Below are 14,348 nucleotides of genomic sequence, written 5' to 3' on the forward strand. Positions count from 1 at the left end.
CAGGGCCCCGATGCTCAGTGGTCGGCGCGCTCGGTGAGGTCGGCGGTGGCCGAGACGCCGCGCAGGGTGGTCGCGGCCCAGCCGGCAGCGACCAGCATGATCACGGCGCCGAGGACGCTGGTGACGACCAGCGCGTCGGTGAAGGCCGTCTGGGCCGCCGTGACCAGAGCCTGCCCTGCCGCGGCGGGGAGCTCGGCGGCGACGGAGAACGCCTCGGCGATCGTGGAGCCGGCCTGCTCCAGGGCACCCGGGGAGACCTGGGCGCTGGCCGCGGGCTCGGCGACCAGGTGGGTGCGGTAGACGGCGGCCAGGATGGAGCCCAGCACCGCAGTGCCCAGGGCGGTGCCCAGCTCGTAGGCGGTCTCGGAGATGGCGGCGGCTCCACCGGCGCGCTCGGGCGGCACCGAGCTCATGATGATGTCGTTGGTCAAGGTCATGCCCACCCCGGTGCCCAGACAGATCAGGCACATCGCGACAGCCACGGGTACCGCCCCGGAGCCGGGCGTCAGGGTGAACAGGACCGCGAACCCGCCGGCGGCCACGACCAGGCCGAGGGTGACCAGCACCGCGGCGCTGATCCGCTTGACCAAGGTGGCAGCGAGGAAGCCCGCGGCGGCGGCCATCGCCATGGCGGGCAGCAGCCACACCCCGGCCTGCATCGGGCCGATCCCGGCGACCAGCTGCAGGTACTGGGTGAGCGCGAACATCGACCCCACCAGGGCGAAGATGGACAGCAGGTCACCCACCACCGCCCCGCGGAAGGCCCGGACCCGGAACAGGTGCACGTCCAGCAGCGGGGACGGCAGGTGCAGCTGTCGACGCACGAACACCGCTCCGGCCACCAGTCCCAGGACCACCGCCGCCAAAGAGGTGCTCGTGCTGTGCCCGGCGGCCAGCGTCTTGAGCCCGTACACGGTGCTGAGCATGGCCACCAGCGACAGCACGACGCTGAGCAGGTCCAGTCGCCCAGGGTTCGGGTCCCGGCTCTCGGTGAGCAGGATCGGTCCGAGGATGACCAGCACGACCATCACCGGGATGTTGAGCAGAAAGGCTGAGCCCCACCAGAAGTGCTCGAGCAGCCAGCCGCCCACGACGGGGCCGGCCGCCGCGCCGAGGCTGCCCATGGTCGCCCACACGGCGATCGCCAGCCGGCGCTGCGCCCGGTCCAGGAAGATGGCCCGGATCAGCGACAGGGTGGACGGCATGATGGTCGCCCCGGCGAGGCCGAGCGCGGCTCGGGCGAGGATCAGGTGCAGCGGGCTGGTGGCGAAGGCACCGGCCACCGAGGCGACGGTGAACAGCACAGCCCCGATCAGCAGCAGCTTCTTGCGGCCGATCCGGTCGCCGAGGGCCCCCATGGTGACCAGCAGCCCGGCGAGCATGAACGAGTAGATGTCCAGGATCCACAGCTGCTCGGTGGCCGAGGGCGACAGGTCGGCGGCGATACCGGGCAGCGCGAACATCAGCACGGTGGCGTCGATGGCCAGCAGCAGCACCGGCAGGGCCAGCACGGCCAGCGCAACCCAGCTGCGGGCGGTTGCTCGGGGAGCCGAAGTCAGGTGAGTCATGAACGCCTTCACGAATGCTGAGGAGCAGCCGCCTGCCGCTGACCGGCAGCGGCAGGCCAGCGGAGGTCGGCCTACGCCTCAATTGGAACATATATGTTCCATTTCTGTCCACCAGTGCTCCATGAAGGGACTGCTCAGTACCCTGTCGGCATGAGCACGGGGCAGCAGACCGAGACGGGTACCCGGGCGCGCACGCGCGCGGCCATCCTGGAGGCCGCCGTGGTGGTGCTGGCGCAGGACGCCCAGGCGTCCCTGGCCGACGTGGCCGCCGCTGCGGGAGTGGGACGCACCACGCTGCACCGGTACTTCCCGGAACGGGCGGACCTGGTCCACGCCCTGGCCCGCCACGTCGTCCACCAGAGCAGGCAGGCGATCGAGCGGGCCGACCCGCACACCGGCCCCGTCGAGGCGGTGCTGCGCCGGATCGTGGACGAGCACTTCGAGCTCGGCTCGATCCTGATGTACCTCTACGCCGAGCCGCTGATCCACTCCGATCCCGACCTCGCCGCGGAGCTGGCCGCGATGGAGGAGGCCATCGACGAGGTGCTGGCCCGCCCGGAGGCGAACTTGAACCCGGACCTGTCGCGGGCGTGGGTGCGTCGCGCCTTCTGGGGCTTGCTCTACGCCGGGTGGGAGACCGCCAAGGCCGGCGAGATGACGCGGCACCAGATCGTGGAGGCGATCATGACCACCCTGTCCCGTGGGGTGTACGGGGGCACCAGCACGGCCCGGTGAACGAGAGAAGCCCCTGACCGAATTGCTGCGGGTCAGGGGCTTCTCTGTGTGGGGTGAGTGACGGGGATCGAACCTGTCCCTGAACACCGCCTGACCTGCGGCGATGCAGGTCAGAGCATACCCACCCGTGCAGATCCGGCGCAGATCCGCGACGAATCCGTGCAGTTGTCCCCCAGTTGTCCCCCAACGGCACGGCGCGGGTGAGGGCTCAGTCACCCCAAAGTCCAGGCCCGCCGCCATTACGGCCCGCGGTCACAGAGGCGCGCGTCCCACGCCACCATCTGGCAGCGCAGAGACCCCCAGGCACGGTCATGGCATGGCCGTCCAATGGTGGCCTTGCGCGAGATGATGCCGCACCCGGCGGAGCGGCCGAACTCACCTGACCCAGGGGCGCTCGTGACACACCGTCACACGTCTGGTGCAGCCGAATTCTCTTGCAGTGGAGCATGATTGCCGTGCCCGCGGTGGGGAAGCGGCACCGCGCTCGGTGAGCTGGACAGCTGACCGCGGTGGCGGGGTACTGCCGTCACTTGTCGTCAGTAGTGAGGAGCTCTGTGAGCACGCTCGGCAGCTTCATCTGGTCGATCGCCGACCAGCTCCGCGGCCCCTACCGCCCCAACCAGTACGGAACCGTGATCCTCCCGTTCACGATCCTGCGGCGCCTCGACTGCATCCTCGAGCCCGACCGCGCCACCGTGCGAGAGCTGGCCACCAAGTACGACAACCCGAACCGGCTGAAGGTGGAGGTCAATAAGGCCACCGGGAGGTCGTTCTACAACACTTCGAACTACTCCTTCCCCAACCTCCTGGCTGACGCCGACGGCCTGGCGGACAACCTCGCCGACTACGTCGACCGGTTCTCCGCAGACGTGGACGTGTTCGACTACTTCGAGTTCAAGAAGGAGATCCTCGCCCTGGAGAAGGCGGGTCTTCTGCGCGAGGTGGTCAAGGCGTTCGGGGCCATCGATCTGCACCCGGACAAGGTGTCGAACTCCGACATGGGCGACGCGTTCGAGTACATCATCCGTAAGTTCAACGAGGCCGCGAACGAGACCTCGGGGGACCACTACACGCCGCGCGACGCGATCAAGCTGCTGGTGGACCTCCTCTTCGCCGAGAAGGACGCCGCCCTGACCGAGGCCGGTATCGTGCGCTCGCTGTACGACCCCACCGCCGGCACAGGCGGCATGCTTTCCCTGGCCGAGGAGCACCTGCTCGCCCAGAACCCCGACGCACGGCTCACCCTCTTCGGCCAGGAGTACAACCCGCAGTCCTACGCGATCTGCAAGTCCGACCTCCTGGCCAAAGGCCACGATGCCACCAACATCGCCTTCGGCAACACCCTCACCGACGACGCCTTCGCGGGCCGGAGGTTCGACTTCTGCATGTCCAACCCGCCCTACGGCGTGGACTGGAAGCAGTACGCCAAGGCCATCACCAAGGAGCGTGACGAGGCCGGTCCCTACGGACGGTTCGCCCCGGGCCTCCCCGCCACCTCTGACGGGCAGATGCTCTTCCTGCTTCACCTCGCCCACAAGATGCGGGCACCCGAGGACGGCGGCGGCCGGGTCGGGATCGTCATGAACGGGTCGCCGCTGTTCAACGGAGGCGCCGGTTCAGGTCCCTCCAACATCCGCCAGTGGCTGCTGGAGAACGACCTCGTCGAGGCGATCGTGGCGCTGCCGACCAACATGTTCTTCAACACTGGGATCGCCACCTACATCTGGATCCTGGACAACTCCAAGCACCCGGACCGCAAGGGGATAGTCCAGCTCATCGACGGCACCTCGTATTGGACCAAGATGCGCAAGAGCCTCGGTTCGAAGAACCGTGAGATCAGCGATCTTGATCGCGCCCAGGTGGTCCAGCTATACGCCGACTTCACCGACGCCGAAGCCGACCACTCCAAGGTGTTGCGCAACGACGAGTTCGGCTACTGGACAGTCACCGTCGAACGTCCTCTGCTCGACGAGGCGGGCAACCCGGTCCTCGACCGCAAGGGCATGCCCAAGGCCGATAGCAAGAAGCGCGACACCGAGAACGTTCCCTTCACCTACGGCGGCTCCACCGCCGGTGCGGCTGGCAAGGTCGAAGTCATCCAGGCACACTTCGACACCGAGGTAGAGCCACACGTACCGGACGCCTGGATCGACTGGACCAAGACCAAAGCCGGCTATGAGATCCCGTTCACCCGCCACTTCTACAAGTACGTCCCACCCCGGCCACTCGAAGAGATCGACGCCGACCTGGAGAAGCAGGTCGCCAAGATCCTCGACCTGCTGCGGGAGGTTGAAGGTGACTGAGCTTGCACCGTGGATGACACCCGCAGTCCCCGGGTGGGGACTCCGACGCATCCGCACGTTGGGACGCACTGGATCCGGTTCAGGTTTTCCTCCCTCGTTCCAGGGGCAGGTCGACCTCGACGTGCCCTTCTACAAAGTGAAACACCTCGGCCAGGCATACGCTGACGGCGTTCTTGGAACTGCTGACGACTCGATTACCAAAGAGGCTGCCCAGTCTCTGGGCGCCACGATCTTCCCAGCGGGCACCCTGGTGTACGCGAAGGTCGGTGCCGCGCTCATGCTTGGGAGGGTTCGGGTACTTCCGGTCGAAGCCTGCATCGACAACAACATGGCCGGACTGGCCCCAGCTAGCGAGGTTTACCCGCGCTTTCTTTACTGGGCCATGTCGCAGGTCAGGTTCGACTACCTGGTGAATCCAGGGGCTGTGCCGTCCCTGAGCGACAAGAACCTGCTGGACTTCCCGCTCTTGCTTCCTGCACACGAGGAGCAGCGAGCCATCGCCGCTTACCTCGACCGCGAGACTGCCCGCATCGACACGCTCATCGACGAGCAGCAGCGCCTCGTCGTAATGCTCCGCGAGCGAAGAATCGCGACGGTCGCCGAGGCGCTGGAGGGATACGACAGGACCCACCTTCGGCGGCTCGTTGACCGCCAGCGTCCGATGACCTACGGAATCCTTCAAGCGGGTGAGCCGCTCGACGGTGGCGTTCCCTACATCGGTCCGTCGGACATCACGGGTGAAGGGGCCTCCCCGGAAAGGGACGCACTACGAACGACCTCAGGCGAGATTGCGAGCGCGTATCGACGGTCGGTCCTGGCAGGTGGGGACGTCGTTGTCTCGATCGGTCCTGCGTACGGGAAGGTCGCTGTGGTTTCTGATGACCTGGCGGGGGCGAACCTGACGCAGGACACAGTGCGCGTCGCTCTGGTGCCGCAACTGGCAGACACCAGGTTTGTTGTGTGGGCATTGCTGTCACGTCAGACGGCCGATTACTGGGACTACCAGATCATGGGAGCGACGTTCCGTCGTCTGAACCTCGGCACCCTCGCGCGGACGCCGATCCCGCTCCCGCCGCTCGATGAACAGCGCCGCATCGCGGCGTACCTCGACGAGCAGACCGCGAAGATTGACACGCTCATCAACGAGACGGAGCAGTTCATCGAGCTCTCGAAGGAGCGACGAGCGGCGTTGATCACGGCGGCGGTGACGGGTCAGACCGACGCGCGTGAGGTGGCGTGATGGGCGACCACAACGAGGTTGTCTTCGAGACCGAGATCTGCGAACACCTTGCGGCCCACGGATGGCTGTACTCGACGAGCGACGCTGGCTACGAACGGGAGCGGGCGCTTTTCCCGGAGGACCTGTTCGCGTGGCTGGAGGCAACCCAGCCGACGGCCTACGAGAAGGCGTTGAAGGCGGCCGGGTCGCCGGCGAAGTTCCTCGACGTGCTGACCACGGCGTTGGACAAGCCGCTGGAGCACGGCGGCGGCACGTTGAACATCCTGCGCAACGGGGTACAGTACATCGGCGGCGGCCGGCTCAAGATGGCCCAGTTCAGGCCCGAGACGACGCTGAACGAGACCACGAACGCCCACTACGCGGCGATGCGGGTGCGGGTGATGCGCCAGGTACACTTCTCCACCGCCGACCAGCGCAGCATCGATCTGGTGTTCTTCGTCAACGGGCTGCCGGTGGCGACGGTGGAGCTGAAGACGCACTTCACCCAGTCGCTAGACGCTGCGATCCAGCAGTACCGCAAGAGTCGCAATCCGGTGACCAACGGTCGACCCGAGCCGTTGCTGTCATTCGGGCACCGGGCGCTGGTGCACTTCGCGGTGTCCAACGACCTGGCCGCGATGACCACCAGGCTGGAGGGGGAGAAGACCCACTTCCTGCCGTTCAACGTCGGCTACGACGCTGGCGCTGGCAACCCGCCCGGCTCGGACGGGCATTCGGCCACGGCGTACCTCTGGGAGCGGGTGTGGGAGAAGGACGCCTGGCTCACCATCATCGGTCGGCTGATGATCGTTGAGACCAAGGAGGAGTGGGACGTCGCCACCGGCGTCTCGGTGCGTCGCACGAGCATGCTGTTCCCCCGGTTCCACCAGTGGGAGGCGGTCACCAACGTCGTGGCGACGGTGGCAGAGGAAGGCGTCGGGCAGCGGTACCTGATCGAGCACTCCGCCGGGTCGGGAAAGACCAACACCATCGCCTGGACCGCGCACCGCCTCGCCCGGCTGCACGTCGACAACGACAAGGTCTTCGACTCCGTCATCGTGGTGGTGGACCGTACCGTCCTCGACGGGCAGCTTCAGGACGCGATCCGCCAGATCGACGGCACCGGCAAGATCGTGGCCACGATCAGCCCCGAGGACGTCCACAAGGCCGGTGCGAAGTCGAAGTCCAGCCTGCTGGCCACCGCGTTGAAGAACGGGGAGCTGATCATCGCGGTGACAGTGCAGACCTTCCCGCACGCGCTGAAGGAGATTCAGGCCGACTCCGGACTGAAGGGCAAGCGCTTCGCCGTCATCGCCGACGAGGCGCACTCCTCGCAGTCCGGGCAGATCTCCTCCAAGCTGAAGCAGGTCCTGACCGCTGACGAGCTCAAGGAGATCGAGGACGGCGGCGAGGTCGACGTCGAATCGATCCTGGCTGCGGAGATGTCGGACCGGGCGGAGTCGCCCAACATCTCCTACCTCGCCTTCACCGCCACCCCGAAGAACAAGACCCTGGAGCTGTTCGGTCGCAAGGGCTCCGACGGCAAGCCGCACGAGTTCCACCTGTACTCGATGAAGCAGGCGATTGAGGAGGGCTACATCCTCGACGTCCTGAAGGGCTACCAGGCTTACGAGACTGCGTTGAAGATCGCCGGCAACGCCAACAGTGAGGGTGATGTCGAGGAGGGCGCAGCGCGCAAGGGCCTGATGCGGTGGGTGCGTTTGCACCCCACCAACATCAGCCAGAAGGTGCAGATCATCGTCGAGCACTTCCACGCCAACGTCGCCCACCTGCTAGAGGGCAAGGCCAAGGCGATGGTGGTGACCGACTCCCGCAAGGCCGCGGTGAAGTACAAGAAGGCGATCGACACCTACATCGCCAAGCGTTCTGCCGAGGACGCCTCCTACAGCTACCGGACTCTGGTGGCGTTCTCCGGCGCGGTGCGGATGGACGAGAACGAGGTCTGGGCAGCCGACTGGGGCCCAACCCCCAGCAAGGATGACGACTTCACCGAGGCCAACATGAACCCCGGTGCCGGAGCCGACCTGGCGGGGGCCTTCAAGGGCGAGACCTACAAGATCATGCTGGTCGCCAACAAGTTCCAGACCGGGTTCGACCAGCCGCTGCTCTCGGCGATGTACGTAGACAAGAAGCTGTCGGGCGTGGCCGCCGTACAGACCCTGTCGCGGCTCAACCGCACCCACCGCACCGCCGGTGGCGAGCTGAAGCGCAAGACGTTCGTCATCGACTTCGTCAACGAGCCCGAGGACATCAAAACCGCCTTCGAGCCGTACTACAAGAACGCCACCCTGGAGACCGAGACCGACCCCTACGTGGTGGTCCACCTGTCGACCAAGCTGGCCCAGACCGGTATCTACACCGAGGACGATGTCCGCAAGGTCGCCGGGCTGTGGGTCACCCACAAGGGCAACAACGCACTCTCCGCAGCGATCAGCCCGGCCCAGCACGACTTCGCTCACCGCTATGCCCGGGCGCTCGAGGAGGACGACAAGGTCACCCTCAGCGAGCTCGACCTGTTCCGCAAGGACGTCTCCACCTACGTGCGGCTCTACGACTTCATGAGCCAGATCATCGACTACGGCGACCCCTATCTGCAGATGCTCTCCATCTACCTGCGCCTACTGGAGCGGGTCATCGACGAGACGTCGTGGGCGGCGGAGGTCGATCTCTCTGACGTGGTCCTGGTCGGGGTCAAGCACACCAAGGGCGTCGCCGTCGACATCTCACTGACTGGCGACGGACAGCTCAAGGGCATCAGTGCCGCCGGCACTGGCACCAAGAAGGAGCCGAAGTACGTCGCCCTTCAGGTCGTCATCGACAAGATGAACGACCTCTTCGGTGCCGAAGCATTCACCGAGTCCCAGGTTCGGGAGTTCGTCCAAGGCCTCGTCCAGCGGCTGCTGGCCTACCCCGACCTGATCAAGCAGACCCAGGTGAACTCCAAGAAGCAGTTCATCGAGTCCCAGGACTTCCAGTCGGCGGTCACTGAGGCAGTCATCGACAACCAGGGCGCGCACAACACGATGGCCGACTACTTCTTCAGCGACGGACCCGGCATCAGCGGGGTCATCCTCGCCCTGGCGGACGCGTTCTACGAGGCGGCGATCGCCGAGTTCGCCGGTTCGTGACGCTCGTCGGAAGGAGGATGTCCTCCGCTATGGTTGGCCCGCCGTCGTGGGCAGTCCGTTCTCACATTCGGTGCCGCTGGGCCTCGGCGGCGGGAACCGAGGGGAGGCAAGGATGACGCAGGCGCTCGGGGTAAAGTGCAGCAAGGACACCTTGGACTGGGCAGTCGTGGAGGGTGACGATCGTGCCACCGCGACGGTCGTGGACTCGAAGCGCGTGACGGCACCAGCGGGTGGCCGGGGTCAGCAGTTGGTGTGGGTGCGCAAGGAGATCCATGAACTGCTACGGAAGTACGCCGTAGACGTAGTCGTGCTCAGAGCGGTGGAGCCGGGCGGCCAGGGCAACTCTCTGCCTCGGGCCGAGGTGGAGGGCGTCGTTCAGGAGGCCGTCGCGGCCGAAGGCGTGTCGTGCCGCCGTGTCGTGGCAGTCTCTATGCGGTCGGCGTTCTCCGCCAAGAACGGTGCGCACCTCCAGGAGGCGGTGTTGGCGGTCCCCGTAGTCGCGGCGACTCCGAAGTCCCGTCAGGACCCGGTGACCGCGGCGCTGGTCGCCTTTGAGGAGTAACACGGATGTACCATCGCGTCCGCTCTCTCGGCGCGGGCCACTTTGGCGAGGTGTGGCTCGAGCGCGACGTCGGTCTCGATCGCCTGTGCGCGACTAAGTACCTCAACGGACCAGGTTCCGTGAATGGCCCCCTGGACCCGTTCGCTGAGGCCCGCAGCATGCTCAGCGCGGAGCATGACCACGTGGTTCAGGTCTTCTCGGCCGACGTCGAGGGCGGCACTCCCGTCCTACGGATGGAGTACCTGCCGGACGGCAGCGTCACGGACAAGTACGGCAGCCGGCCGCTGGCGGTTGCGGTCGCCACTTCGGCAATCGAGGACGCCTGTCGCGGGCTGGAGTACTTACACACCCGGGGCATGCTGCATCGGGATCTCAAGCCGGCGAACCTCATGGTGGGGCCAACCGGGCAGGTGAAGGTCTCGGACTTCGGGCTCGCGTGCCAGAGCAACCAGGCTGCACAGGCGCCCATCGGCTACATTCCCCACCTGCCGCCGGAGGTGCTTCCTCATCCCGGCTACATCGACACCTGTGCCGGAGACATCTACGCCATGGGCGTGACGTTGTATCGGCTCTTGAACGGGGATAGCTTTCTCGGCGCTTCTCGAGCCGCCCCGGACGATCTACGAGACGCAATTACCTCCGGTGCCCTCCCGCCACGCAACACATTCGAGATCCATGTTCACGAAGCCCTCCGCCGAGTCGCTCGACGAGCGATGCACCTTGATCCAGGGAAGCGGTTCGAGTCGGCTAGGGAGATGCGCCACGCCGTCGAAGCGGCAAGGCCATCCGTCTCTTGGAGCGCGTCGGTCCCGGCCGCGACAGACCTTGCCTGGGAAGGGGAGAGCCTGGATGGCTCGAAGTCCTGGCGGGCAGCAATTACCGCGGCGAAGGGCAGCGCATGGGACTTCCGGGTCGAGAGGAGACTGTCGGGCAAGACCTTCCGATCCGTAAGGTCAGCCGGAGGCCGGTATTCAGACCGAGACAGCGCCCTGGGGGCCGCGGCGGGTGTGCTGCAACGTATCGCCGTTCAGGGAGGCTAGGTCGACTCCGGCCTAGGTGTACTGCCCGGAGACGGTGATGGCTGGGAGGTTGCCCAGGGCGGTGTGGGGTCGGTGGTGGTTGTAGTGGCGCCGCCAGTCTGAGAGGGCGGCTCAGCGTGTCTTCTCGGAGGTGTGAAGCCGTTTTAGGCCCGTTTCTCGAGCAGGATGCGGTTTAAGTCGTTCGAGCTTGCCGACCGTGTGCTCACCGAGAGTGGCAGGGCCTCGACGGTGATGCCGTGGCCGGCGAAGAAGCACCCAGATTGCCAGCCGCAGCCGACCCTTCTCGGTCAGGGGCGCACTGCTGTGGACCATGAGGGACCTCCTGAGTCAGTGCGGGTGCTTGGCGTCCCCCAGACCTAACCCGGAGGTCCCTCCTCGCATCAACATCAGTCGCCCGGGACTGCCTGCATCATTGAGTTGTCGGCCTCGTCAACGACGACCACGCCGACGGCCGCCCACCCCGCGACACTGTGCTCGCGGTCGATCCTCGACCACCACCGGCTCAGGGCGTCTGTCAACGCATGATCGGCTGACGGACCGAGGGCCTTCACCTTCTGTACGAAGACTTCTCCGTAGGTGAGTACGGCGCCTACCTCGCTGTCGTCAAACGAGTTCAGGAGTCCGACGGCCAGTACGTTCAACCCACCGATTGGTACACCTGCGTCGAGGATTACTCCTTGGGTGGTGGAGGCAAGAGCGTGAAGCTCCGTGAGCGTCCACCGTTGATTGGCTAGTTCCTCCCGTAGAAGGGCGCCGTGCAGGTGCAGTTCCGTGCGGACTTGTTCGTCGAGTCGGATACGGCCCATACGGGCCGCCCGGTCGCTCAACCACATCCCTACCGGGCTGTCGGTGGCCCCGACGGCGTTTGCGCAGGTGTGGTTCGTTGAGCAGACCGACTGTCCGTCGGACTGAGCTCCCAGGGCTGTCTTCTCCGGGTTCGTAGACATGGGGTAGGGCATGGAAAGGTTCCTTATCTCTTCGCGGTGTCTGGGGGGAAGTGGTGGTGGTCCCGCGTGCGCGGGGTAGGTGGTGCTGGAAGAGACCCGTGTGGGGGGAGGGTGGTGTACCCATCGCTCGTACGGCCCGGATGGTTGCGGTCTGGGCAAGCGTTCCTCGTCGCGGATCAATGAGGCGGAGGCTGTGGGTGGACCCCGTGTGTGCGGAGCGGGTGGTGTTCGCATGACTCGTACAGTCCGGACCTTTCCAGTCCGCGCAAGCACCTCACGTCGGGCTGGTTGAGGCATGAGGCCGCTCGCATGCCCGCGGGGCACTGCCCACACCGTGCTGGTCGATGGTGGGCACCCGGCGGAGACTTCGACTTGGCGCACGGTGTCTACGTGGGCGGTGATCGCCGACCGTGGGACGGGAATGCTGTGGTAGTGCTTCGAATGTGCCGTCGCGATCTCAACCAGACCTCCGTTGCCCCATCTTTCGCGGGTGTGGTGCCGGAGGGCATCCCTCTCAGTCGGGCACGTACACCGGGGAGGGCGAGTTCGAGTTGATTGCCGTGGCCCTCGAGCCCGGCACGGTGCGAAGCAACGCGTACGGGACAGCCGTACGTGTACCCGTACGGCAACGCCGTACGGGTCACCGTGTGAAGGAGCTTCGATGGGCAAGACGACCCCGAATGCCTGCCCGTGTGAGTGTGGCGAGGTGCTGGACGGCATCCATTCACACGCAGGTACGGATCAACGTGAGCGCGAGCGGCACAGGCAGCGTGCGCTTCGCCGCCGGGCGGCGGCGGAGAAGGCGGCCACGGCCCGGGCAGAGGACGCTCGAGGCGTGCTGGCGAGGCTCGAGCTAACCCCGTCAACGCCCGGCCGCGTGCTGGCGGAGACGCTTGCCGCGATCGCAACCGATGCCGCCGACCTGGCGACGTTGATGCGCCTCGACCTCGAGGCAGCGGATCCGGACGCAGTGAAGGCGCAGGTCGCCGCGCACGCCCGGGCGGTCCGGCAGCTGGAGGATCAGGTGCAGGTGCTGGAGGAAACCGTCGCCGACGGAGCTGCCAATGTGACCGAGCTGGAGACACGTATGGCGGCCCGAGCGGACGAGCTGGCTGAAGCCGTGGACGAGCGGGACGAGGCGGTGGGGGAGAGCAGACGGTTAGAGGTGGAACTGGCTGCTGCTCACAGCGAGGTGGAGGAGGCGCGCACCGAGCGCGACACCGCGGTGCAGCAGCGTGTCCACATGGAGGTCGAGCTGGTGGATGCGGTGGCTGCCCGCGATGCCGCGCTGGCAGAGGGAAGGGCGCTCCGCGAGACGCTGGCCTCAGTGCACCTGCAGGCGGCAGAGGCGTTGGCACAGCAGCAGCGGCAGGCCAGCGCCGTGCATGAGGAGGAGCTGCGGGCAGCGGTGCGCCGTGCCGACGACGCCCACCGGGACGCAGCACTGCAGGCCCGTGCGGAGATCGCCCAGCTGCAGCAGGAGATTAGTCGCCTCGGATACGCACATACTGCTGGTCAGACCCGGCCGACGCTGGTCATCCCGACCCGATACTCCCGCCGGACCACAGCACACGGGGGTGGCTCAGGGGAATGAGCATGGTGGTGGCGCTGCCGCGTGGTCTCTCCAACGCGGGTGCGACCTGCTGAGGCCGTTGCGGCTGGGAGGTCACGGCTCAGCTGGGCGGGCTGGTCTCGCCTCGTGCGATCTCCTGCACGATGACCACACCGTGCTCGTCCGCCTCCACCCACCACCGGCGGCCCTCCACGGCAACCCCGGCCGGGGCGCGCCGCTTGTCTGCGTTCTCCAGGATCAGCGGCTGGGTCGCTTACGCTCGCGCCAACGAGATAATCAAGCGCGCCAGGGAGACCCGTGTCCAAGCCTGACCTGTGCATCACCCGAGTGCCGATGCCGGACTGGGTGCTGCGAACGGCCCCCAGCCTCGCGCATGAGTATCACGACGTGCTCGGTGGCCAGCTCGAGTGGCAATTCGCGACGCCGTGGCTGTTCCGGGCGCTGGCCTCGCCCCTAACGTACGAGCCGGTCCTGGCCGCGCCCGGCCTGCGGGACCCGCACGAGCAGCGCCGCGGCTACTGGCACGGTGCGTTCTACCTCATGCTGTACCGGCTCGGGTGGGCCGACCCGGCCCGAGGACTGGCCTGGTGGGCCTCTGCCGGCTACCCCGACAACGACCCCACGCTGCGCCTGATGAAGAAGGTCTGGGTGAACGACGGCCGAATCGAGCTGTTGCGCGCCTGGCTGGCGCCCCAGCCGCGGCCCTTCGGGCATCAGTTCGCCGAGCTGTGCGGATACGCCCCCGCACCCGGGCGGGACAGTGCTCCCGCTCCCGCCGACGTCGCTGCGCTTAAGGACGATCCGCGTTACCACGATCCGTACGGGCCGGCGGGTCTGCATTTTGAACATGCCGGCCACCTTGGCGAGCCCTTTGAGGGAGGCGACAAGTGCGCCCAGCCGCCGCTCCTCCTTCGGACCAACAAGCAAAAGCGCCGAGCCGTGCTCGTCGTGGACTCGATGATGGGCTGGTACGCAGCCCTAGTGAGCTACGGGAACACATTGCCCGACCTGGGCGACCGGTCCTGGCACGTGGACGTATTCGCTACATCGGTGGGGCACCTCGGCCGCTACCGACGTTCACGCACGACTGGAATCTGGTTCACCGGCCAGCACTCGGTCCACCTCGCCGGCACCTGACCCACCACTCCGCCTGTGACGACCCAGGTCACCCCGCCGGCCACGACGCCCCGGTGGCGCCGCCACCGGGTCGCGGAAGGCCCGACCGGTGGGCACTACCAGAACCTGCCGGCCA

General features: G+C 66.7%; 10 protein-coding genes and 1 pseudogene. 8 read left to right on the top strand and 3 right to left on the bottom strand.

From position 1 onward, the window contains the following. Nucleotides 1–14 precede the first annotated feature (14 nt). Nucleotides 15–1,568, bottom strand: a complete 1,554-nt coding sequence (locus tag AC3YNX_RS16410; protein ID WP_127783523.1) for an MFS transporter — start codon at nt 1,566–1,568, stop codon at nt 15–17. 150 nt (nt 1,569–1,718) lie between these two features. Here AC3YNX_RS16410 and AC3YNX_RS16415 point away from each other — a divergent pair, with 150 nt between their 5' ends. The 6 genes from AC3YNX_RS16415 to AC3YNX_RS16440 all read left to right on the top strand — a co-directional run bounded on the left by AC3YNX_RS16415 (nt 1,719) and on the right by AC3YNX_RS16440 (nt 10,576). Then, nucleotides 1,719–2,303 (top strand): TetR family transcriptional regulator, encoded by a 585-nt coding sequence (locus tag AC3YNX_RS16415; RefSeq protein ID WP_489982819.1) that lies wholly within the window; start codon nt 1,719–1,721, stop codon nt 2,301–2,303. 554 nt (nt 2,304–2,857) lie between these two features. Next, the gene (locus AC3YNX_RS16420) at nt 2,858–4,606 is read left to right on the top strand and encodes a type I restriction-modification system subunit M (RefSeq protein ID WP_489996163.1); all 1,749 of its coding nucleotides are present in this window, start codon (nt 2,858–2,860) and stop codon (nt 4,604–4,606) included. After that, nucleotides 4,599–5,846, top strand: a complete 1,248-nt coding sequence (locus tag AC3YNX_RS16425) for a restriction endonuclease subunit S (RefSeq protein ID WP_489996164.1) — start codon at nt 4,599–4,601, stop codon at nt 5,844–5,846. The genes AC3YNX_RS16420 and AC3YNX_RS16425 overlap by 8 nt, the downstream gene beginning before the upstream one ends. Next, complete coding sequence (locus AC3YNX_RS16430; RefSeq protein WP_489996165.1) at nt 5,846–8,974, top strand: type I restriction endonuclease subunit R; 3,129 nt, start codon at nt 5,846–5,848, stop codon at nt 8,972–8,974. The genes AC3YNX_RS16425 and AC3YNX_RS16430 overlap by 1 nt, the downstream gene beginning before the upstream one ends. A gap of 112 nt (nt 8,975–9,086) precedes the next feature. Further along, nucleotides 9,087–9,536 carry a hypothetical protein gene (locus AC3YNX_RS16435; RefSeq protein ID WP_489996166.1) on the top strand — a complete coding sequence of 150 codons (450 nt, stop codon included), beginning with the start codon at nt 9,087–9,089 and terminating at the stop codon, nt 9,534–9,536. Nucleotides 9,537–9,541: 5 nt separating this feature from the next. Then, on the top strand, nt 9,542–10,576 hold the full coding sequence (locus AC3YNX_RS16440) for a serine/threonine-protein kinase (RefSeq protein ID WP_489996167.1): 1,035 nt from the start codon (nt 9,542–9,544) through the stop codon (nt 10,574–10,576). 12 nt (nt 10,577–10,588) lie between these two features. Here AC3YNX_RS16440 and AC3YNX_RS16445 read toward each other — a convergent pair. Continuing rightward, nucleotides 10,589–10,678 (bottom strand): annotated as a pseudogene (locus AC3YNX_RS16445) (integrase core domain-containing protein); the annotation flags it as partial. A 284-nt stretch (nt 10,679–10,962) separates the two neighbouring features. Then, complete coding sequence (locus AC3YNX_RS16450) at nt 10,963–11,535, bottom strand: hypothetical protein (protein WP_489996168.1); 573 nt, start codon at nt 11,533–11,535, stop codon at nt 10,963–10,965. Nucleotides 11,536–12,184: 649 nt separating this feature from the next. On the opposite strand from AC3YNX_RS16450, the gene AC3YNX_RS16455 reads away from it, so the two are divergent. Together AC3YNX_RS16455 and AC3YNX_RS16460 are read left to right on the top strand one after the other, a co-directional pair. Further along, nucleotides 12,185–13,117 (top strand): hypothetical protein, encoded by a 933-nt coding sequence (locus AC3YNX_RS16455; RefSeq protein WP_489996169.1) that lies wholly within the window; start codon nt 12,185–12,187, stop codon nt 13,115–13,117. Nucleotides 13,118–13,393: 276 nt separating this feature from the next. After that, entirely contained in the window at nt 13,394–14,233 is an 840-nt protein-coding gene (locus tag AC3YNX_RS16460) for a hypothetical protein (protein ID WP_489996170.1), read from the top strand. Nucleotides 14,234–14,348 lie beyond the last annotated feature (115 nt).

The sequence above is a fragment of the Rhodococcus sp. Z13_19A genome (genome assembly GCF_058133575.1).

Excerpts from the sequence above, each read along its gene's own strand:
- AC3YNX_RS16410 (WP_127783523.1), bottom strand. The coding sequence starts at position 1,568 with ATGACTCACCTGACTTCGGCTCCCCGAGCAACCGCCCGCAGCTGGGTT.
- AC3YNX_RS16430 (WP_489996165.1), top strand. The coding sequence starts at position 5,846 with ATGGGCGACCACAACGAGGTTGTCTTCGAGACCGAGATCTGCGAACAC.
- AC3YNX_RS16455 (WP_489996169.1), top strand. The coding sequence starts at position 12,185 with ATGGGCAAGACGACCCCGAATGCCTGCCCGTGTGAGTGTGGCGAGGTG.
- AC3YNX_RS16435 (WP_489996166.1), top strand. The coding sequence starts at position 9,087 with ATGACGCAGGCGCTCGGGGTAAAGTGCAGCAAGGACACCTTGGACTGG.
- AC3YNX_RS16415 (WP_489982819.1), top strand. The coding sequence starts at position 1,719 with ATGAGCACGGGGCAGCAGACCGAGACGGGTACCCGGGCGCGCACGCGC.
- AC3YNX_RS16440 (WP_489996167.1), top strand. The coding sequence starts at position 9,542 with ATGTACCATCGCGTCCGCTCTCTCGGCGCGGGCCACTTTGGCGAGGTG.
- AC3YNX_RS16450 (WP_489996168.1), bottom strand. The coding sequence starts at position 11,535 with ATGCCCTACCCCATGTCTACGAACCCGGAGAAGACAGCCCTGGGAGCT.